The organism is Myxococcus virescens (genome assembly GCF_900101905.1).
Taxonomy (GTDB): domain Bacteria; phylum Myxococcota; class Myxococcia; order Myxococcales; family Myxococcaceae; genus Myxococcus; species Myxococcus virescens.
This window is the reverse complement of sequence record NZ_FNAJ01000027.1, coordinates 1-19,321: the sequence shown is the minus strand read 5'-3', so window position 1 is coordinate 19,321 and position 19,321 is coordinate 1. Positions and strand designations below refer to the sequence as shown.

Below are 19,321 nucleotides of genomic sequence, written 5' to 3'. Positions count from 1 at the left end.
CCTCACAGGCCCGCTGAAGCCAGCTCGGCTTCGAGGGCGCGGGTGTCCTGGGCGATGCGCAAGACGATGAACTCGGCCGGCTTGTTGGTGGCGAGCCCGATGCGTGCCACCAGCTTTCCGGCGAAGACGACGGACGGCGGGTTCAACGCGTCTGACACGTCGACAAAGAAGGCCTTGGCGGGCTCCTGGCTGCGGAAGGCCCCGTTCTTCATCTGCGCGAGGAGGAAGGTGGCGATAGAGCGCCGCACCTGGGCGCGCAGCCCTTCCGTGTTGTTGCGGTGCCGGGCGAACTGCAGGCCCGCCTTGAGGCTGCGCTCGATGAAGGACACCCCGCGTCGCTCGGCGACGTAGGGGAAGTTCCCGCTGGCCTTCAGCGTGCGGCTGCCGTCGATGAAGCGCGGCAGGCCGGGCCCCGTGGTGAGCGGGTTGATGCGGCGGGGGTAGACGATGTCCCGCTTCTTCTCGTCGAGGCACTCCTTGGACTCGAAGCCGAGGACGCCGAACATGCGCCCGGCTTCGATGCCCGCGGAGGCTTCATACACCCCGCCGGGACGCGCAGCGTCGTTGCGAGCGAAGACGCCAGCGATGATGCCGGAGGGCGGGACGGCGAGCTGCGCGACGTTGCCGAAGACGCCGCGGGAGGGGTTGAGCACCTTCACGCGGGGCCAGTAGATGGCCGCGTGCTCAGACAGTCCTTCGAGAGCCGCCTCCTGCGAGACGTAGGACACCATGTCCGCCGCCCTGTAGCCCGCGGGCGAGTCGAGAATGGCGAACACCAGGCCGCCTCTCGCCACCTCGCAGTAGCGCACCATGGCGTTGTGCACGGCAGGCGTCGCCCGGCCGGGGACCAGGAGAAGCGTGAGGTCCTGCACTTCGTCGAGCGCGTAAAAGACCGCTCCCGCCGGCCTCCGAGCCGATGAAGTCCGTGTCGTCCAAGCCGACGAGGCCGTCGGTACCGCCTGTGAGTGCCACCGTCTGCTCGTCGGGGAAGGCGCCGGGTTGCACCATGAAGGCCCGGACGTAGGAAGAGCCGGTGCGCTCGTCATTGAGGACGCGCTCGGCGTAGCGTGCGTCGTCCCCGGACGAGGAGAGGTTGGGGAAGGACTCGCGGTAGGCGCCGTCCTCAAGGACGAGGACGTCGAAGGTGTCGGGGGCACCGTTGGTGGAGGGACGCACCTCCACCTCGAGGCGGTTGGCGTAGGCACCCGCGTCCTTGGCCTCTAGGAGAAGGACGTCGATGTCGCCGGAGGCGTCGCCTGTGTGCAGCATCGCGTCCAGTCCGAGCCCGGAGGCCGCGTCTCCCTGCACATGCAGGGAGGCGCCAGGGCCCGTGGACTGGGTGAGCAACTGCAGGGCCCCCAGGGAGGATGGCGCCACGCGGACACCAGCCACCGCCGCCTCGACGAGAGCACGCACCTCCATCAACTCGACGGCGCGCAGACTCTGGACGTTGCCGCTCCCCACCTGGGGGCCACCGGGGAAGCCGAAGACGTCGCCAGCCACCTCGTCGCCCACCTCCAGGCGGCTGGCGGCGCCCTGTGTGTCGCTGGCGATTCTCAGCACACCGTCTTCCACGAGGGCGCGGCCCCCAACGAGTCCGGCGTTGAGGACGGCGGCCACCTCCTGGGCGGTGGCCTGGGCGATGTCGTCGAAGTCCCCCTCGGCGAAGGGGATGAAGACGTCCCGCCCGGCGTCGACGCGCACGCGGAGCGCCTGGCCGGCGGTGAGGGCATAGGGCCCAGGGCGCCCCGCAGAGACGGAAGCCGCGACGCCGGAGAAGACGACGTCCACCGCCTCGGAGCCGTTGACGGACACGCCCAGTCGCTGGCCGTCGGCCAACGTGAAGGGAGGCCGCATGGTGCCGCGTACGACAGCGGGCGTCGGCCCGCCACCCGTGGTGAGGGCCGCCGCCGCACGCGTGGCCGTGTGCGACTCGGGGATGGACGCGTCCTCGTAGTGGGCGGTGCGCACCACCCAGAGGTTGCTGCCGCCATTCTCGAAGAAGCCCATGGCGGCGAGGGCCAAGTCCGAGTCCGGCGTGAAGCCGCCGAAGGTGGCTTGGTACTCTTCGAAGGAGGTGCACAGCACGGCCTGGCCGATGGGGCCGCGCTCCGCAAGGCCTACGGCACCCGCCACCGAGGTGGGCGCGGAAGGAATTCCGCGGACCTGCGGCTCCTCCTCCTCAACCACGATTTTCGACGACAGCAGCTCACGACTCACGAGGCACCTCGCTTCTTCCGGGACACGCGCGCGGACGCTTCCGGCGCGGGGAGGAGGGATGGAGAGGACGGCGGGGCGGAGGGGGCTTGGCGCTTCAGGGTGACTTCGCCCCGGCGGATGGCAGCGGCCACAGCGGGCACGGAGAGGGCCGCCTCGGGCACGTCCACCAGCGACACGCCCGTGGCCAGGGTGAGGGAGGAGGGCAGGCGCCGGCCTCCACGGCCAGGCTGCACGCCGCAGGCGCACGCGCCGCGCGCTGCGCAGTACGACTCATGAGGCAGCAGGAAGGTGACGAGCCTGCCCAGGGTATTGGTAAGGGTGACACTCATGTGGTGCCTCCAGGGAGTGAGTCCGTTTCGAGGTGCGTCCCAGCGACGGCCTTGCCGATGTCGAGAGGCAGGCCCTCGTCGACGTCGAAGCCGCGCACCACCAGGCCCCAGGTGAAGGCGCGCACGTCATCGCGGCTGCCGAGCTGCGTGCGCACTTCGCCGTCCGCGTCCATTTCCCAGCGGACGGTGCCGCGCGAGGCGTCCTCCGCGTCCCGGGCCATGGAGAGCCAGCGGTTGCGGTTGAGGAAGGTGGCCACGGCGGCCATGAGGTTGAAGAGTTCGGCGGTGCGGTTGGAGGCCGCCGTGAGGGTGAAGGCCAAGTCCACCGTGTACGCGGGGCGCCTGCGCACCAGCTCCGCGCCGGAGGGGCCCTGCACGACGTCCTCGTGAAGGACGTTGGTGGAGTAGCGACGACTCTCGCGCAGCGTGGGGCCTGACAGCACCACTGAGGGCAGCGAGGCGATGGCGATGACGTTGAGGCCGTCCGCCATCGTGTCGTCGTAGTCGACGGAGATGCTGGCGCTGACGTTGGCCACCACCTGGCGCTTCAGCTCGCGCAGCAAGGTGCGCACGAGGCGGGTGAGCGTCGCTTCCTTCGCGACGCGCGGGCGCAGGTAGCGGTAGGCCCCAGGGAGGACAGCGCCCTCGCCTGGAATGGGGCGTCCGTCCGCGGAGAGGTTGAGCAGCTCCACGTCGACGGTGCCCACCTCATGCATGGGCGTCCGCACGTCCACGTAGGCAGTTCCCGTCTCCTCACGGACAGAGAGGACCTCCGCGTGCAGCCCGCCCAGTCGCACGGCCACCCGCGCGGCGAAGCCCGTGCCCGCGAGGCGGAGAATGTCTCCGCCGCTGGTGGGGCCCGAGGAGGGCGCCACCGAGGTGAGGGAGGGGATGGCCATTACCCTGGCCCTCCGAGGCCCAGCTCCTTCGCTACGCGCGCGAGGAAGCGGCGGCTGGCGCCCTGGCGGAACTTCGCGAAGGCCGGCCGCAGGAAGGGCCGCGCGGGCGTCTGCGTCACAATGACGCCGCGCCCGCTCCCGCCGGTGCGCGACTGGCCGGCCAGTCCGGCCTGGCGCAGCAGCGCGAAGAGGAAGCGCCGCATCTTCGGCGTCATGGGGATGACGACGGGCGGGCCGCCGTACTCCTGGAGCTGGGCGACGTCGACGAGGGACTCGCCGTCCGGACTCTTCGCGGTGCGCGACACGCCGATGAAGGCCTTGTCGCCCTCCACGACGACACGGATTGAGTTGCGCAGCGCGCCGGAGACGAGGAGGGCCTTCGTCCCTTTGAAGCCCGCGAGCTGGCGCGCCGCCAACGTCAGCGGGGAAGGCGGGCGGAGCGGCTCGCCACCCGGCGCCTGCTGGGTGAGGCCCTTCACCACCTCGTTGCGCAGGGCGTGCGCCTCCTGGCGCAGAGCCGTCTGCAACGCCCCTTCAAGGCGCGACGAGCCCGCCGTCAGCAACTGGCGGGCCCGTGCCCAGTCTCCGGTGCGCGAGACGGCCATGGACGCCTCAGCCCTGCTTCGCCCGCAGGTGGGGGACGTGCGAGTTGAGCCACTCGAGGGCCACCTGCGTGGCCTTGCTCACCACCGCGCCGTGGCGGACGGACACCGAGGTGAGGGCCAGGGTGTGCGCGGCGACTTCGACGTCCTCCGGCCGGCAGCCGTAGTGCTTGAGTCCCTCGGCCATGGGCCGCACGGCGGGCAGGGTGCCGTAGCGCCAGTAGTGCAGCTCCAGGTTGCAGGTGGACGCCTCGGCCTCGTACCTGGCCCGAGCGGCGGGGCTGGTGAGGTAGGCCAGCTCGTAGCTGGGCCCCTCCTCGTCATGCTGGACGACGTGCTGGTGCTCGTGGACGCACACCACCACCTGGGCCCACAAGTCCCAGCCGCCCTTCGGCACGCCCACCTCGAAGGGCAGGTAGAGGGTGCGGCCCACGGTGGTGGCGTAGCGCTCGAGGAATCGCTGCCTGTCGAGGATGCCCATGCGCTGCAGGGCCTCGGCCGCAAGCTGCATTTCGAGGGAGTCGGCCTTGTTGGCCGTCTTCGTGCGGAAGCGCTCCTGCATGTACTTCCAGAAGGCCCACACCTCGGCAGGCTGGATGTCGCGCTGGAAGAGGCCGCCCACGCCGGGGAGAGACTGAAGGTAGCCCTTCACAGGACACCGCCTTCCGTGGCACCGGCGTCCACGGTGCCGGCGTCGAAGGTGCCCGCGTCAACGGTGGTGGGCAGGCAGGTGTGGCCGGCTACGCCCTCCTCGTTGACGTAGGCGCAGGTGAAGGCGGCGCTGCTGTGCTCGCTGACGGCGTCGCAGTCGGCCAGCGTCTGCCAGTTGCCGTCGCCGTTGCAGATTTCGGCGACGTTGCCGGCGCAGCGCGTGGACACTGGCGCGCAGCCGTCCGGCGCGAGGCAGCGAGGGAGGAAGGCGGTGGCGAGAAGTGGAGTGAGTAGGAGTGCTTTCATGCGAGTCCTCGGGCTTGGGGCCTGTCGTTGAAGGTGACGAGAAGGAGGTTTCGGCGAGGACTCCGGCGGTGGAGGCCGAAGCCGATGGGGCGCGCCTCCGTCACGTAGAGCCCGGGAGGCGTCCTCACGGCCTGCACGAGGGCGCCCGCGACGTCGTAGAGAGCGCCCAGCCTGTCGCTGGGGCGGATGAGGGCGTCGCCCGTGGCCGCGTCGACGAGGCCGAGGCGCTCCAAGTCGCGGAAGTGGAAGACGAGCTCGAAGCTCGTCCGGGGGCTGTTGCCGGAAGGAGTCATGCGCAATGACTCAAAGGCATCCGGCTCCACCTGGCAGGGGACACGCACGGGCGGAAATTCGCGACGGAAGGCTTCGGCCAGGCCGTCGTCGTCCGCGTCCTCGAGTACCGGCTCGCGGAAGTCCGCGTCGTACCCGCTGGCATGGAGGCCCGGGCCGGGGCCCGCCATGGCGGCGGTGTCCAAGCGGTGCAGTTCCGCGAGGAAGGGGAAGATGAGCCTGCCCCTCATCAGGCCGCTCCGGGCAAGGAAGGCTTCACGTAGGGCGAGAGCAAGAGGTCCACCTCCGGCTCTCCGGTGAGAGGCCGCACCGTGGGGCGGACACTGTCGAGGCGGTAGCTCTGCTCGCGCGTCCGCTCCTCCACCACCCGCCAGCGCGTGCGCTCCTCCAGGGAGGCTTCGTCCGCCAGCGGCGAGAGGCTTCGCAGGACGAGGAGCATGCATGCCCGGCGGATGGCGGGCGGCGTGCACCCCTCTGACGTCCCGTCCGCCTCGGTGTAGCCCCACCGGGCGCCGACGATGACGTTGCCCTCGCCACGCGGGAAGACGCGCCCATGGCGGAAGGTGAGGCGGGGCCCGTCGAAGCCCGGGCCCACCGGGGCACCCACCACCACCAGGCGCTCCTTGGAGAAGGACACGTCCGCCCCGTACAGCGCCAAGCGGTAGAGGCGAATGGGCGGCACCGGCAGCCAGAGGGACGGAGTGCCGCGCCCGTCGAGGTGCAACGTCGCCGAGCGCGGCTCGAAGTACCACCCCGTCACCTTGTCGATGGTGCGGGTGGCCTCTTCCAGGAGGACGGCCAGGCGGGTGTCGCCCGCCATGGCCGGTGTGACGCCCTCGGCGCGCATGTCGGCCACCGTGGCGTACACGTCAGTCCTTCTCCCGCTTGGCGCGGCGCGTGTCCTTCTCCTCGGTGGCCTTCGGCAAGTCCTCCGTCGTCAGCGTGCCGGCGGGCCGCGCCGCACTCAGCTTCAGCTCGTCGCTGGCGTTGCGCTTCACCTTGGCCTCATCGGCCTCGGCCGCGTCGAGGGCCTTCGCCTCGGCGTCCGTACTCACGTCGAAGGCGAGCGGCGAGTAGGCGTCGCCGGGGAGTTGGTGCACGGTGCGCAGGTAGTCGGCCACCGGCTTCTCCACCCGGTACCACCCGCGTTCCTCTTGAAACTTGATGCCGGCATACGTGTAGCGCCGCAGCACGTGGCCGCGGCGCGCGTCGTAGGCCTTCAGTCGGACGAGATAGGTGTTGTCCATGGTGAGCCTCACAACTGCACGTTGATGGCCTTGGCCGTGCCGGACTCCTCGGCGAACTTCGCGTCGAAGCGCAGCGTGGCCACCACCTTCAGCGTGCCCTCGCTGATGTCGCGCGCCGACTCGATGCGGATTTGCCGCCAGATGCCGACGTGGATGTTCTTCGGGTTGCACAGCAACACCGCCGTGCGGTCATTCGTCGCGCCGAGGTTCTCCGGCCAGAGGGGAATCGGCCGCAGCGGGACGCCCGAGTAGAGGACCGGCGCGTCGCCCTCGAGGAACTTGTCGCCGACAGCCGTGGCCCTCTCCGCCAGCGTGCTGCGGTAGTCCAGGTCCGCGTCTACGCTGGTAAGAGGAACCCCATGCTGCTCTTGTCGCGCAGGTGCTCCGAGGGCAGCGACTTGAGCAAGTCGCCCAGGACTTCCTTGGAGATGGGCGCGCCGGCCGCGTCCACGACGTTGCTGGTGGCCTGCTTCAACACGCCGTCCAGCGTGGCGAGGAAGGGGTCCGCCGAGGCAGTGTCCCCGTTGACGAGGATTTCCTCCATGTCACGGCTGATTGCGTCCGCCATCATTTCCATGAGCGTCTGGCGCAGCTCGCCGCGCTCGATGGAGTCCTCCAGCACCTCGTCGGAGAGGCGCACCTCACCCTTGAAGAGCTTGGCGTCCAGCTCCACCTGGGAGAGGTCCGGCTTCACGCGCTGGGCGGCGGGGACGGCGGTGGCCTCCTGACCGGGACGGAGGATGCGGCTGCCGAACTTCAGCTTGCTGAACTGCTGCTTGGGCGCCGCCATGGGGACGACGGTGCATTGCTGGAGGAGCACTGACTGCTTTATGAGCAGGCGCATGAACTTCTGCGCCTGGGCGGGCTGGAGGATGCCGCCGCCGGCCGCGAGGTCGGCGAGGGCCAGGTCCGCCTTGGCCAAGAGGGTGCTGTTGTCGAGACGGCTCATGGGGATTCCTTCGGCGTTGAGGCTTCCTGGGGCGGGTGGGGACGTCAGACGTCGTGGAAGGAGAGGGCCTTGTCGACGCTCTCCCGGTTGAGGGGCTTGTTGAGGTCGAGGGGCCAGCCGACGTCCTCGGCGGGAGTCTTGGGCGGACGCTCCGCGGGGGCGCTGCTGTTGGGCAGGCCGAACTGCTTCTCGACGCGCCCCAGTCGCTGGTGCTGCTCCTTAACGGAGCCCTCCAGTGCGCGGACGGCGTCGGTGAGCTTCGTCAGGCCTTCCATGATGCCGGAGGCGTCGGGGCTCGGCGCGGGCGCAGCCGGCTGCGGAGGGGACGCGGGATTGGCGGCCTTGGCGCGCGCCTCGACGTCCTCCTCGTCGTCTTCGTCCTCGTCCTCCAGTGCGTCGGCCAGCGTGCGCAGATGCTGGGCCACTTCCACCACGCGCACGCCGTCGATGCCGTCCGTGGAGGTGAGCGCCTCGACGAGGGCTGTCACCGCTTCGAGGGCCTGCTTGGCCGTGGCGAGGAGCGCGTCATCGGCCTTGGAAGTGTCCGAGGCTGCGCTGTTGGCGCCCTCGGCTTGCGTGGTGTCCTGGGGAGCGTCGTGCATGTCGTCTCTCTTCACGAGGAGGAAGCGGTGCTTGTTGGCGGCCCTGTCCACGAGGGACACCTCCTCCACCACCATGTCGACGAGGCGGTGGACGGACGCGGGGCCTTGGGTGGTGCTCGTCATGCGGCCTCCGGCTGGGAGTCAGCGGCAGGGGTGTCAGAAGGGGGCGTCTCGGAAGCGGGAGAGGCCTCGGGGAGCCGGCGCGCGGTGCCGCCGATGCTGAAGCCCGTCAACTGGCCGTCCTTCACCCGGCCCCAGAGCTCATCCGAGAGGACGCGCACCGCCAGCAGCCAAGTGCCCTTGCGCACCGGCACCTCGCCCAGATTGAAGTCGACGGGGGCGAGGTAGCTCTCCAGCACCTTGACGTGCCCGTTGACACGCATCTGGTGCATGAGGCCCAGGCCGCCGAACTCCTCCATGAAGCGGTGCGCGGCCTGGCGAATCTCCGCGGCGGAGTAGAGGTCGCCCTGCGCGTCCACCGTCTCCGGCTCCAGGACGACGCCCAGGACGTACCGCTCGTCGTCGGGCTCGACGCCTTTGAGGAGTGGCTTCGTCGCGAGGAAGGAGGCGGTGTCGGGCGACTCCTCCGGCTGCCATTCGTCCACCGTGAAGTCCGGGCCGCCCTCCAGCGCCTTCGCGGCGGGCTGGTAGTTGCTGACGAGGAGCTGCGTGAGCACGGAGGAGCCGCCCACGCCGCGCATGGCGGCGATGGTGCGAGGCGTGCGGATCCGCTTCACGACGAAGCCGGAGTCCTTCAGCATCCCGGGCAGCTTGCCCCGGATGCCATACGTCATGAGCCAGCGGCCCTTCAGCGACTTGAGGACGCCGTAGAAGCGCTCCTCGTCGAAGTCTCCCTCGCCGACGTCGACGTTGTAGCCAGGGTAGGGTGGGTCCAGGAAGAAGACGGTGTCCTTCCCGTCGTACTTGCGGACCACCTTCTCGTAGTCGCCGCCGTACACCTTCACGCGCTTGAGGCGCGGGGCGAACTGCTCAATGCGAGCGAGCGTCTTCGCCTGCGTGCCCGCGCCGTTGGGGCTGAAACTGCGTCCGCGCAGCTTCCCGTAGGAGAAGTGCGTCAAGTAGAGGAAGCGGTGCAGGCGCTCGACGTCGCCCTTCGGCTTGGCGTCGAAGAGGCTCTTGAATGTCTTCTCGTCGCCCACCCACGGCAGCTTCTTCAGCTTGGCCAAGCTCGCGGGCGTCAGCTTCTGGATGAGCCGGTAGGCGTCGGCGATTTCGGTGTCCGCGTCGTTGATGGCTTCGACGTCCGAGGGCTCCTTGGCAAAGAGGACGGCGGCGCTGCCGGCGAAGGGCTCCACATACGTCTTGTGCGCGGGCAGCATGGCCACCAGGCGCTTCGCGAGGCGCTTCTTGCCCGCGGGGCTGCCCCAGATGGTTTTTTCCACCGGCTCGCCCTGGAGGGACTCCAGGACATGCCGGGCCCGGGCGAGGGCCTTCGTGAGAGTGTTACCCATCGCGGAGTCCCTCCGGGTCGAAGCCCCACGCCAGCTCCCCGGAGGTGGGGAGGTTGAGGTCGCGAGGCCAGACGACGGGCGTCGCCTCGGCCTTGGCCGTGGACGTCGACTCCGGCGTCGTCGTGCTGCCCTCCGGCGTCGGAGGTGAGGTGGGGGTGGTTGTCGAGGTGGCCGGCATGGCGTTTCGTCTCCGGAAGAGACAAAGGCCTGCGACGCGAAATCGGGGACATCACTAAGTGACGGCGAGCGTCGTGGTGCGGCAGAGGCCGTGGTACGGCGGGAAGCCCACGCCCGTGTCCGCGAGCTGCCGGTCCGAAGCGAGTGCGCGGAACTCGCCGACGTCGTCGCGGGTGCCAGCGGCGGAGCGGAGCACCTCGGCCAAGCGTGTCTCCTGGCCACCTCGGTTGACGTAGAGGAGGGTACGCCCGGTGCCCGCGTCGAGGCGCTCTCGCACCCAGGGCAGCTCCTGCTTCACGTCCTCCGGCCGTTCGAGTGACTCGACGCGTTCGAAGCGCTGGAGCGCTTCTCCCACGGAGAATGTCCGCCCGTGGAGGAATCGGCACACCTGGGTGGTGGCCTCGTCGAGCACCGCCTCGATGCGGTAGCGGCGGATGCCTGCCTCGGCGTAGCTGCTCATCTGACTGAAGGAGCGTCCCTGGCCAACGAAGCTGGCCGCCACCACCTCCCAGTAGAAGGGGGCTCGCTCGATGAGCGCGCCGCGCGCGGCCCTCTCCAAGGACTCAGCGATGTCGCTTCTTCCGAGGCCGGCCTCCAGCCCCTCGGCCACAAGCCGCCGGGCCTCCTCTCCGAAGGCGTCCAGCCGGCGCCCGTATTCGTCCCGCACGAAGTTGCCCTGGGTCCGGACGATGTGCTGGGCCACGCGCCTGTCGACGGCGTTAAAGCGGGCGGCGAGGGCGAGGCCCTGCTCTCGTCGGACGTGGCTGCGGGTGGACGCCACCACCTCTTCGGCTGCGTCACCGAGGGGCGCCTGGATGCGGGAGGGGATGAGGGCTGTCTGCCGGCCAGCGGCCTCCAGGGACTGGGCGACGAGGCGCCTGCGCTGGGCCGCCGTCGTCGTCCTCCAATCCACGTCGAGGATGGCCACCGCCTCTCGCATGGCGTCCACATCCGCGCGCCCGACGGCGCGACGGAGGCGCGCGGCAAGCAGGGCCACGGCGCGGTCCATGCCCACGGCGGTGCCGACGTCCAGGGCCTTGGCCACTGGCAGCCGGAGGACGTCCCCCAGGAGGGTGTCCGCTACCGCGCGCGCCTCGTGGATGACGAGCAGGCTGTCAGCGGCGGCCAGGCACACGGGGCACCTCCTGCGCCACCAACTCCACGGGGCTGCGGCGCCTGGCGCGCACTTCGACGCCGGCCGGAGTGGGGGAGAAGACGACGTCGTGGCTGGCTGCGCACCTGTCACACAGCGAGAAGACGAGGAGGCCGTTGCGCCACAGCGTCGTCGTCTCTTCAAGAGGGCCGCGTCTATGGCACATGCGGCACTCCAGTACACCGCGCTCGGCGTCAGCCTGGGCCTGGAGCACCCACGCGCGTTGGAGCTGCCCGGGCGTCATGTGCGTTGCCCCGAGAGCCAGGTGTCGAACTCTTCGCGGGGGACAGGGACGTGCTCGGTGTCCATGTAGCGGCGGGCCAGCGCCAGGCGCCCTTGGGCCAGGCGCTCCTCCTCGGCGCGAAGCTCTTCTCGCAGCCCCAAGAGGCGCTTCGCCTCGCCCATCAGCAAGCCCCTGTCCTTTTGGGGCCTCAGGTCTTCGACGCCGGTTTGGATGCCCGCCAGCGTGAGGGTGATGGGGCGCTTCACCCAGTCGTCCCCAATCTTGCGGAACTCCCGGTGGAAGATGTCGCCGGCCAGGTGGCGGCCCTCCTCGGGTGTCAGCACGCCCACGCGGACCAGGCGCTCCACCATCTCCGTCATGCGCTCGGGGTCTCTCGTGGCCGTCGTCTGGCTGCGGAAGCGCCAGAAGCGCACGCCCATGTCGGCGAGCACCTTGCGGTTGAGGAGGAAGTCGAACTCGTCGCGCTCGGGCTGGAAGACCTGGTCCTCGGCGAAGCGCAGCTGCGCCTCCGCCACGGAGCGGTTGAAGTCCCGCCCGTCCCCGCGCAGCAGGGGCGGCAGGCGGAAGGCGCTGCCCACCTTGTCGATGTTGCGTTGGTCATACTGCTGAAAAAGGGCGTCCTGCTGCTGCGCGTCCGTCAGAGGGCGCAGCTCAATCTTCGCGCGGCCTCCGTCACCGGTGCCGGCGCCGTCCGCCTCGAGGATGAGGATTTTATGGAAGTTGGCCTTGCCCTTGAGGTTCTCCTCGATGAAGCGCTCGATGCGCGGCACCGAGGCGTCGGAGAGCCTTCCGCCGGAGACGAGCAGCGCCAGGGGCGGGACGGACTTGTTGTTGAAGTAGAGGTAGTTGACCTCCTCCATCTGCCGGGAGCCGAGGACGGACAGGAGAGTGCCTACCCAGCGAGGAATGCCGTAGGGCGAGCGCGGCGAGTGGATGGCGAAGTGGATGAGCTCCGTGGCCGGGCCGTCCGAGGCGTCCGAGGCCTTGAGGGCGGCGACGTCCGGGAAGGCGCGGCCGGTGAGGCGGGAGATGACGCGCGAGTCTGAAAAGGCCTTGAAGTACACCCGCTCGCTGCCCTGCACCTGGATGTAGCGGCGCAGGCGCCGACGGGTGGTGACGGTGTCGAAGCTGACGGCGGAGATGCGCACGCGCTCGCGCACCTCGACGGCCTCCTTGTCCAGGGGCAGGAGGCGCACGGTGTAGGAGGGGACGTAGACGAAGCGGGCGATGTCGCCCTTGCCGTCGCGCAGAACCTCCCAGTACGCGTTGCCCGTCACCTCCAAGTCATGGCGGGTACGGCGGCGCAGCTCGACGAAGCTGGAGTCGAAGCAGCAGAAGTCAAAGAAGGACTCCAGGCGGGCCTTCTCCACCCGGGCCTGCTGACGCACCTCCTCCGCATGGGCTGCGACTTCCTCATCCGTGGGACGTAGGGGCGTCCCGGAAGGCAGCGTGCCGGCGTCACGCGCGGCCAGGCGCTCCAGGGCCATGGCGTCGGCAACCTTCTCCTGCGCCCCTTCACCGTCGAAGTCGATGGCGGGCTCGAAGCGGAACCCGAAGCCGTCGATGTTCGTCGCGTAGGCATCGACATTCTGTCTCAGCGAGTTGGAGTGCTCGACGAGGAGGCAGAGGGCCTCCGGCTCATACGGGGGCTGGAGGGCGCCGGCCTCGCTGAAGGCCATGGCGTCCTCGCCTCCAGGACGGCTGGCGGGCTCGTCGACGCGGGCGCCCACCACCATCGCCTTGAGGATGGCCTGGAGGCGCTCCTCGGCCTGGTGAACCTCGGCCGGCACTGTCACGGGCGGTCCTCCACGTAAGCCAGGAGGCCGGTGGGAGTGTGCGAGACGGCGCGCACGTGGTGCCCGCGGGCAGCCAGCTCCACGCGTGCGGCCTCCTGCAGCTCGTCGAGCGTGGAAGCCTCGACGGTGAATCCCTGCCCGGGGCGTGGCACGCCCGAGCCAGAAGAGAGGACGAAGACTTTGACGACGCTCTGCACACGGGCCTCCCGGACAAAGTGGAGGCAAGGCGCGCGGTGGGAGGGGCGCCCTCGACGTGCGAGGGCGTTGGGGCCGCGCGCCTTACCTCCAGCGAGGGCAAAGGCCTCGGGCCCGATTTCGGGGACATCCGGCGCGCACAATTCGCTCAAGTGGTGACGGTCAGAACGCGCTGGACGCAGAGCTGGCCTTCATGGTCGGCCGCGACTTGGGTCGTTTGGTGAGTCGACCCACTATGGGGCGGATGAGAGGGGCGACTTCGGCTACTCGCGAAAGAAGAAGGGGCTGGTCGCCAGCGAGAGCGGCCGACCAGCATGCAGCAAGAGCGCGAGACATTCTTTGCGGCTACTGGGACAGTCGAGGGTGGCCGTAATGGCTCCATTGGCGAGTCCGGCAGCCACACCCGTATGACGGCGCGAGCATGCATGTGCGCGCTTGTTTGGGCGCGATTGTCAGGCCGTGTCCCGCATACCCGGGGCACGGTACTCACCATGATTGATTGGCGCCCTCGTCCTGGACAGAGGCGAGGCTCTCATGATGGTGGAGAGTGGCACCCCGTGCGCAGTATTCCTTGCTTTCGATTGTGGGGACCTGATGCTGGCGTTACGCCCAGTACCCCGTCCTCGATGCCAAGGAGGCGTGAGTCTCCGAGCGCAGGTGACCGAATTCGCCGCATCATCCGCAGGAGCGTATCCGGGCTGGTGGCCATTGCTAAGGGCCCGAGAAGCTTGGCTCAGGCTTTGTCCCCGCAGTCATGCCAACGGTGCACTGCGCAGTCGCGAGCCGCCGTGTCCGAGGAGCGGGTAGGTGCACTGGCCGCTCAACGAAGGTGCTGGGGTCGGACAACAGCGGACTAGGAACTGTACGGGGGGCTGCCGCCGCCCTCGTTGTCCCATCCATCCTCCTGGCGTCCCGAGCCGTGCCATTCCGCAGCAGGGGATGCCTGGCGCGCCAGTGGGCTCATGCTCCAACTGCCGAAATCCAGCAATTCGAGGGTGTGGTCCTCCGACTGGACGCGGTACGCAATCCACTGGTCGCCCAGGAATACCCGATGAATTCCTGGAGAGACGACTGCGAGTTCCTCCGCATGGGGGCGACTCACCCTAGACGGGGACTGAGCGGCGTCCTCAGCCGCCGCAGCGAGCATGTCCAGCCGCTCCTGGATGAGTTGGTGCCCGGAGGGAGGAAGCTGCTCGTACGCTTCCGAGAGTTCGGGGACGATGGTGACGCGATAGGACATGGCGAGATACCTCAGTGAAGGAATGGCCCCGCCCATGCTCGCGTTTCGCTCGGAAGGTCCATGTGCATGTGATTGAAGGGTGCACCCAAAGAGTGGGGTGTGGTGGGGGAATGAGAGAGACGCGCTCCCGGGCTCCTCTGGACTTATTTCCAGGATGATGGGGCTGAAGGCGAATAATCTCTGCACGTATTGGTAGAAATTGATTGCCCTCCCTAGCTCTTTGCGACTTCTCAGGAGAGTCTCTCGAAATGAAGGCAGGAAGTCGTCAAGTGGAGTGGCTCCTTCTTTCGGGCTGCGCCTCATGTGAGCGCTGTGTGGACTCCAATGGGAGTACTTGGCAAAGCTCGTCCATGGAGACCGACAGCACCACGGTGGCGCTTACTGACTGGACAATACGGGTAGGCAGCTCGACCCGGCCGGCGTGGAAGAAATTCCAGAACGCTCCAATCTGGTCGGCGGCTTCGGAGCGCAGCTTCACTTGAAGCCCCTCGACCTTCCAAGTCTCGCTGTCAATGTACACGGCCTCCACGACGCCTATCTGCTGCCCCCCTGCGGCCACAACGGTACGACCTGGGCGGATACGCTCTGAAAATCGCATGTGCCAACTCCACTCTTTCTCATCAGGATGGACATTCGAACGTGGGAGTGCCGTGGGCCTTGCGACGCATGAGCAGGCGGCGTGTCGGGCGTTGGCGCCGCTCGCCTGCTGCTGCAGGCTGCGAGGGCGGGGCGTGCGATACTCGGATGAGCCTCAGGCGGGCGAGCAGCCGCATCACCTGCCATGTGGGGTCCAACTCGAAGCGCTTCGCGGCGAAGTCTGGGCTCGCCGGCCGGGCATGGTGGTTGTTCTGGAATAGCTCGCCCATGCACACTACGTCCAGAGGCAGCGTGTTTCGTGACTGGTCTCGAATCTTGAAGTTGCGGTAGCCGTATCGGTGTCCGCACCAGTTCACGATGGCACCATGCACAGGCCCCATCACAAAGTGCACGGGGAGGAGCGCCCAGTGCCATCGGCGCGTGGCGAAGCGCTTGTAGACTAGCGTGTAGAGCGCACCAAACCCCAGGCGGGAAGCCCAACTGCTGAAGAAGCGGTCCACTGCGGGCCACTGGGGGTAGCCACCAGTAAAGCGTGCCTCGGCCTGGACGTTGCCCGTGAGTAGGCCCCCGTAGCGACGCCCCGTCTCCAACATCATGCGCGGCAGGTGTTTGTGGTGCGCGGGAGAGTGCGGGTCACGAACAGTGTCCGCGTAGGCATGGTGTTCACGATGCAGGATGGCGTAGGCGCGTGGGTCGAGGTAGCTCGAGCCCTGCACCAGCGCGGTGCCCAGGTGCAGGGCGCGTTCAGCGCGCGGCGTCATCGTGAACATCCGGTGTGCGGCATAGCGGTGCTGGAAGAGGCTTTGGAAGAGCACACTCAGCGTCCAATGGGCGGCGAAAAAGGGAAGCATATTCGTACAACTCCCTGGGGTGTCACCTCTCTGTCAGTCAACGCCCCAAACTGGGGCAAGGCGAGCGGCTCATGGCTCGCGAGGCTGGTAGGGCCGGGCGTCCAGCGGCAGCGTAAGGGTGAAGGTTGTTCCGGTCGCGGCGTCACTCTGGACTGTGACGCTTCCTCCATGTGCTTGTGCACACCCCCAGACGAGCGTCAGTCCAAGCCCCCACCCCTTCGACGTCCCTTCCTGCGCGGATTGGGTCCGGGTGAAAGGCTTGAAAATTTGTTCCTGGTCCGTGAGTGCGATGACAGGACCTCGGTTGTGGACTGACGCTTGGGCCGTGTCTCCGGTCCGGGTGACTGTGAAGGTGATGGGCTCGGTGGCGGAGCCGTACTTGATGGCGTTGCTCCCTAAATTCCAGAGCGCGCGGTGGAGTTCCTCCGCGCTCCAGACTCCCCGGACGCGCTCCTCCGCATGGAGCATGAAGCGCTCCCCATGGAGCGCAATTAGGTCTTCGACCACTTCTTGGGCGACACCGCCAAGGTCGCAGGTGTCGAGGCGAAGCGGCAGACGCTGGCCTGCCTGGATGCGGTTCGCGTCAAGCAGGTCCCGCACCATCTGGTCGGTGCGTTCGATGTTCCGGTCGATGCGTAGTGCCAGGTCTCGTCGTTGGTCCAATCGTTCGGGGTGCCGCATGAGAAGCTGCGCCCCTGACTTTGCCGCTGACAGCGGTCCACGAAGGTCATGAGCGAGCACCGAGACGAAGTGTTCACGAAGCGCTCGCTCGGCCTGCAACGCTTCGATTTTCTCGCGTAGATTCGCGTACAGCTTGGCGTTGTCCATGTGGACGCTCAGCTGCTGACCCAGAGACAGGAGCCGCGCCTTCTCGCGAGCGGTGAATTCTCGGACCTCGGCAAGGCCGACATACATGATGCCTACCAGCGCGCGGTGGGAGGGGAGCCGAACCCCGAGCAGCGACCGCAGCCCGTTCTGACGCAGTGTGGGGCTCACCTCGAGCGACGTCGTCTCGGTATCCAGTACCGAGCTGGTCTCCTCGCCCCCAGCGGCAACCCTGCCAGGAAAGGACGCAGGATTGATGGAGGTTGCGTAGTGCTCGAGCTGCTCGCTCGCCAATCCCGCGGCGGCCGCGGTGACGAGCTGTTCCCCCTCAGCCTCATAAAGGAGCACGGCACCACTCTGGGCGCTCATCGCCTCGATGATTAACTCGAGGACATCCTTCAAGTGGTCGTGCAGGGATGCCGCATCCCTGCCGACGAGCGCCTCACTGGCCACCTTCTGGAGCAGTCGCAGGTACCGCTTCTCCGTCTGCTCATCCTCCAGCAGGTGACGGCTGAAGAGTTCCGACACGGCGGTCGAAGCTGCATGCAGCTCGGTGAAGAGCCGCTCGACGTCAAGGGCGCTGGGGTAGGCTTCAGGCGATGCGTTCGCCCACATGCTGGCGATGCACCGTCCCAGGATGGCGAACTCCTCGATGACCTCCGCCACATTGAAGCCCTGCCGGAGGCGGGCGGCCACATGCGTCTCGACGTGCGCCTGCCGCGCGTGGGCAGGCCCATCGGGCGCCCCTTCCTCTTCAGCGAGCGAGGCAAGGTAGACAGGCATGATGTTCTTGAACTCAGGCGCGTCCAGCCCGCGGGCGGACGCGGCGCGGGCTGCCTGCTCGGACCACAGTCGGATAATTTCACCTTGATGTCGGCGGATGGTCTCCGCAACGCTCGCCATCGTGCTACCTCGTCCTGATAAAGTGTGGAAACCGCCTAAACCGAGGTTCGTGAATCTCGATCAGGTTGGAGAGCAAGCGGGCGCAGGGGGAGCGGGAAGAGAGAGCAGGGGCACCTCCCGTTCGGCTCTGTGTGCGCAGAAGACCTGAGAGCGAGAAGGCCCTGCCCGAGGGCAAAGGTAGGCAGTGGTTGAAGAGGAAGCAGCGGCAGGCGCTGCTTCGGTGGGCGGCCAAGAGTGGCTGCCCGCTCACCTATCGGAGGTGCCTGTCAGTCGCGGCCGTTGGGCGTGGAGCGTCGTGTCGCGCCGCTGCCAAGGCGCTGGAATGCGCCACCTCGACAGTGGTGGTCGCAGTACGACGCTACCGGGAGGGTGGGCGCCAGGCCCTTCGAGATAGACGGGAGGGCAACGGACGCGCCAAGGTGGACGAGCGGTTCCGCGAGAGGCTCGTCCGGGCGCTGGAGGGCACGCCCGAGGATTGGGGGTGGTGTCGCCCCACCTGGACCCGGGAGTTGCTGTGCCAGGAACTGGCCCGCCGAGGCCAGGTGCGCGTGTCCGTGGCGACCATGGGGCGCACGCTCGCCTCGCTCGGCGCCCGGCTCAAGGCGGCCAAGCCCGTCGTCGAATGTCCCTGGCGCGACTGGAAGCGACGCCGTCGGCTCTACGAGCTGAAGTGTCTCGAGGTGTTTGGGCCTGCCCACGAGCCCGTGCTTCACGTGGACGAGGTCGACATCCACCTCAACCCAAAGGTGGGGCGCGACTGGTGTCTGCCTGGGCAGCGACGGGTGGTGGTGACGCCCGGCAACAACCAGAAGCGCTACTTGGCTGGAGCGCTCAATACTCGCACGGGGCAGCTGACGTGGGTGGAAGGCAAGTCCAAGGCAAGTGCCCTCTTCATCCAGTTGCTGTGGCGTCTGGCAAGCCAGTACCGGCGGGCTCGCCGTATCCACCTCGTCCTCGACAACGCCTCTGTCCACTCCAGCAAGAAGACGCTCAAGGCCCTCGCGCAGCTCGGCGGACGATTCGTCCTCCATTTTCTGCCGCCGTACTGCCCCCAGGGCAATCGCATCGAGCGGGTGTGGCTCGACCTGCACGCAAACGTCACCCGCAATCACCGCTGCCGCACCATGGCCCGCCTCATGGCCCGCGTGCATGCCTACCTCTCCGCTCGCAATGTCCAGCGCTCCGCCAGTCCATCCCTGCGCCGAGGCGACCTCAGACGCTCTGCCTGAGGCCGTTCGAGAATCGAGATCGTTGGTTTAGCGCCTCCTGCACGAGGAAATGCTAATATGACGGATTGTCGGTAGAATTGAGCAGATGCTCCCTCCAGGGCTGGCCTCTGTTAATAAACCGTCTTGGCGGGCGTGTCGGCTGCCTGCCGGCAGACACAGTGGTGAACGCCTTCATCAGTGCCACTCAAGCTTAGAGCACCTAACGAAAGTAAGGGCTGGAGTAGTCGCTTGCCCTGGAGTGGTCGCCTGTCCTGCGCATGCCCACCTTTCGGAAATGGTCCGAGAGCTCGTCCCCGACGCATTTTGGCAGCGTGTGGCCCCGCTGCTGCCAGCACCGAAGCCAAAGAAGAAGTCCGGACGTCCTCGTGCAGATGACCGCGCGGCCCTGGAGGCCATCGTCTTCGTGCTTCGCAGCGGAATCCCTTGGGAGATGCTGCCTCGCAAGCAATTCGGCCTCTCCGGGATGACTGCCTGGCGCCGGCTGGAGGAGTGGACGCGAGCGGGCGTGTGGGAGGAACTGCAGCGCCGACTCCTGGACGAGTT

25 protein-coding genes are annotated in these 19,321 nt (G+C 68.0%); 2 read left to right on the top strand and 23 right to left on the bottom strand.

Translation table 11 applies throughout. From position 1 onward, the window contains the following. Positions 1-2 precede the first annotated feature (2 nt). The 23 genes from BLU09_RS36300 to BLU09_RS36200 all read right to left on the bottom strand — a co-directional run bounded on the left by BLU09_RS36300 (position 3) and on the right by BLU09_RS36200 (position 17,549). Positions 3-731 (bottom strand): phage tail sheath family protein, encoded by a 729-nt coding sequence (locus tag BLU09_RS36300; RefSeq protein WP_244172343.1) that lies wholly within the window; start codon positions 729-731, stop codon positions 3-5. After that, the gene (locus tag BLU09_RS36295; RefSeq protein ID WP_167371230.1) at positions 685-2,220 is read right to left on the bottom strand and encodes a phage tail sheath protein; all 1,536 of its coding nucleotides are present in this window, start codon (positions 2,218-2,220) and stop codon (positions 685-687) included. The genes BLU09_RS36300 and BLU09_RS36295 overlap by 47 nt, the downstream gene beginning before the upstream one ends. Next, positions 2,217-2,549, bottom strand: a complete 333-nt coding sequence (locus BLU09_RS38985; protein ID WP_167371229.1) for a hypothetical protein — start codon at positions 2,547-2,549, stop codon at positions 2,217-2,219. Before BLU09_RS38985 ends, BLU09_RS36295 begins: the two co-directional genes overlap by 4 nt. Then, positions 2,546-3,448 carry an IPT/TIG domain-containing protein gene (locus tag BLU09_RS36290; RefSeq protein WP_090495725.1) on the bottom strand — a complete coding sequence of 301 codons (903 nt, stop codon included), beginning with the start codon at positions 3,446-3,448 and terminating at the stop codon, positions 2,546-2,548. The genes BLU09_RS38985 and BLU09_RS36290 overlap by 4 nt, the downstream gene beginning before the upstream one ends. After that, positions 3,448-4,053 (bottom strand): hypothetical protein, encoded by a 606-nt coding sequence (locus tag BLU09_RS36285; protein ID WP_090495724.1) that lies wholly within the window; start codon positions 4,051-4,053, stop codon positions 3,448-3,450. The genes BLU09_RS36290 and BLU09_RS36285 overlap by 1 nt, the downstream gene beginning before the upstream one ends. Positions 4,054-4,060: 7 nt before the next feature. Further along, entirely contained in the window at positions 4,061-4,702 is a 642-nt protein-coding gene (locus BLU09_RS36280) for a hypothetical protein (protein ID WP_090495723.1), read from the bottom strand. Continuing rightward, complete coding sequence (locus tag BLU09_RS36275) at positions 4,699-5,007, bottom strand: hypothetical protein (RefSeq protein WP_090495722.1); 309 nt, start codon at positions 5,005-5,007, stop codon at positions 4,699-4,701. The genes BLU09_RS36280 and BLU09_RS36275 overlap by 4 nt, the downstream gene beginning before the upstream one ends. Next, positions 5,004-5,528, bottom strand: coding sequence for a hypothetical protein (locus tag BLU09_RS36270; RefSeq protein ID WP_090495721.1), 525 nt, complete (start codon positions 5,526-5,528; stop codon positions 5,004-5,006). Before BLU09_RS36270 ends, BLU09_RS36275 begins: the two co-directional genes overlap by 4 nt. Beyond that, on the bottom strand, positions 5,528-6,166 hold the full coding sequence (locus BLU09_RS36265) for a hypothetical protein (RefSeq protein ID WP_090495720.1): 639 nt from the start codon (positions 6,164-6,166) through the stop codon (positions 5,528-5,530). Before BLU09_RS36265 ends, BLU09_RS36270 begins: the two co-directional genes overlap by 1 nt. Position 6,167: 1 nt before the next feature. Further along, positions 6,168-6,545 (bottom strand): hypothetical protein, encoded by a 378-nt coding sequence (locus BLU09_RS36260; RefSeq protein WP_090495768.1) that lies wholly within the window; start codon positions 6,543-6,545, stop codon positions 6,168-6,170. Positions 6,546-6,553: 8 nt separating this feature from the next. Then, positions 6,554-6,724 carry a hypothetical protein gene (locus BLU09_RS38980; protein ID WP_167371228.1) on the bottom strand — a complete coding sequence of 57 codons (171 nt, stop codon included), beginning with the start codon at positions 6,722-6,724 and terminating at the stop codon, positions 6,554-6,556. 158 nt (positions 6,725-6,882) lie between these two features. Then, the gene (locus tag BLU09_RS36255) at positions 6,883-7,494 is read right to left on the bottom strand and encodes a phage major capsid protein (protein ID WP_090495719.1); all 612 of its coding nucleotides are present in this window, start codon (positions 7,492-7,494) and stop codon (positions 6,883-6,885) included. Between the two features lie 44 nt (positions 7,495-7,538). Further along, positions 7,539-8,219, bottom strand: coding sequence for a hypothetical protein (locus BLU09_RS36250; protein WP_090495718.1), 681 nt, complete (start codon positions 8,217-8,219; stop codon positions 7,539-7,541). Continuing rightward, complete coding sequence (locus BLU09_RS36245) at positions 8,216-9,568, bottom strand: XkdF-like putative serine protease domain-containing protein (protein ID WP_090495717.1); 1,353 nt, start codon at positions 9,566-9,568, stop codon at positions 8,216-8,218. The genes BLU09_RS36250 and BLU09_RS36245 overlap by 4 nt, the downstream gene beginning before the upstream one ends. After that, a complete protein-coding gene (locus BLU09_RS36240; protein ID WP_090495716.1) occupies positions 9,561-9,746 on the bottom strand; it encodes a hypothetical protein in 186 nt (61 codons plus the stop codon). The genes BLU09_RS36245 and BLU09_RS36240 overlap by 8 nt, the downstream gene beginning before the upstream one ends. 54 nt (positions 9,747-9,800) lie before the next feature. Then, positions 9,801-10,880, bottom strand: a complete 1,080-nt coding sequence (locus BLU09_RS36235; RefSeq protein ID WP_090495715.1) for a head morphogenesis protein — start codon at positions 10,878-10,880, stop codon at positions 9,801-9,803. Then, on the bottom strand, positions 10,861-11,142 hold the full coding sequence (locus BLU09_RS36230; RefSeq protein ID WP_090495714.1) for a hypothetical protein: 282 nt from the start codon (positions 11,140-11,142) through the stop codon (positions 10,861-10,863). Before BLU09_RS36230 ends, BLU09_RS36235 begins: the two co-directional genes overlap by 20 nt. Further along, entirely contained in the window at positions 11,139-12,938 is a 1,800-nt protein-coding gene (locus tag BLU09_RS36225) for a phage portal protein (protein WP_244172341.1), read from the bottom strand. The genes BLU09_RS36230 and BLU09_RS36225 overlap by 4 nt, the downstream gene beginning before the upstream one ends. Beyond that, positions 12,935-13,135 carry a hypothetical protein gene (locus BLU09_RS39665; RefSeq protein ID WP_244172339.1) on the bottom strand — a complete coding sequence of 67 codons (201 nt, stop codon included), beginning with the start codon at positions 13,133-13,135 and terminating at the stop codon, positions 12,935-12,937. The genes BLU09_RS36225 and BLU09_RS39665 overlap by 4 nt, the downstream gene beginning before the upstream one ends. Positions 13,136-13,986: 851 nt before the next feature. Then, positions 13,987-14,373 (bottom strand): hypothetical protein, encoded by a 387-nt coding sequence (locus BLU09_RS36215; protein ID WP_244172337.1) that lies wholly within the window; start codon positions 14,371-14,373, stop codon positions 13,987-13,989. 265 nt (positions 14,374-14,638) lie between these two features. Next, the gene (locus tag BLU09_RS36210; RefSeq protein WP_186818041.1) at positions 14,639-14,971 is read right to left on the bottom strand and encodes a PRC-barrel domain-containing protein; all 333 of its coding nucleotides are present in this window, start codon (positions 14,969-14,971) and stop codon (positions 14,639-14,641) included. 22 nt (positions 14,972-14,993) lie between these two features. Next, positions 14,994-15,821: an acyl-CoA desaturase gene (locus BLU09_RS36205; protein ID WP_090495712.1), complete on the bottom strand. Its 828-nt coding sequence runs from the start codon at positions 15,819-15,821 to the stop codon at positions 14,994-14,996. Between the two features lie 69 nt (positions 15,822-15,890). Further along, entirely contained in the window at positions 15,891-17,549 is a 1,659-nt protein-coding gene (locus BLU09_RS36200) for a sensor histidine kinase (RefSeq protein WP_090495711.1), read from the bottom strand. 131 nt (positions 17,550-17,680) lie between these two features. On the opposite strand from BLU09_RS36200, the gene BLU09_RS36195 reads away from it, so the two are divergent. Further along, entirely contained in the window at positions 17,681-18,778 is a 1,098-nt protein-coding gene (locus BLU09_RS36195) for an IS630 family transposase (protein WP_306440824.1), read from the top strand. Positions 18,779-19,052: 274 nt separating this feature from the next. Continuing rightward, the coding region (locus BLU09_RS38975; protein WP_143043202.1) for a transposase at positions 19,053-19,321 on the top strand (269 nt) is incomplete at its 3' end.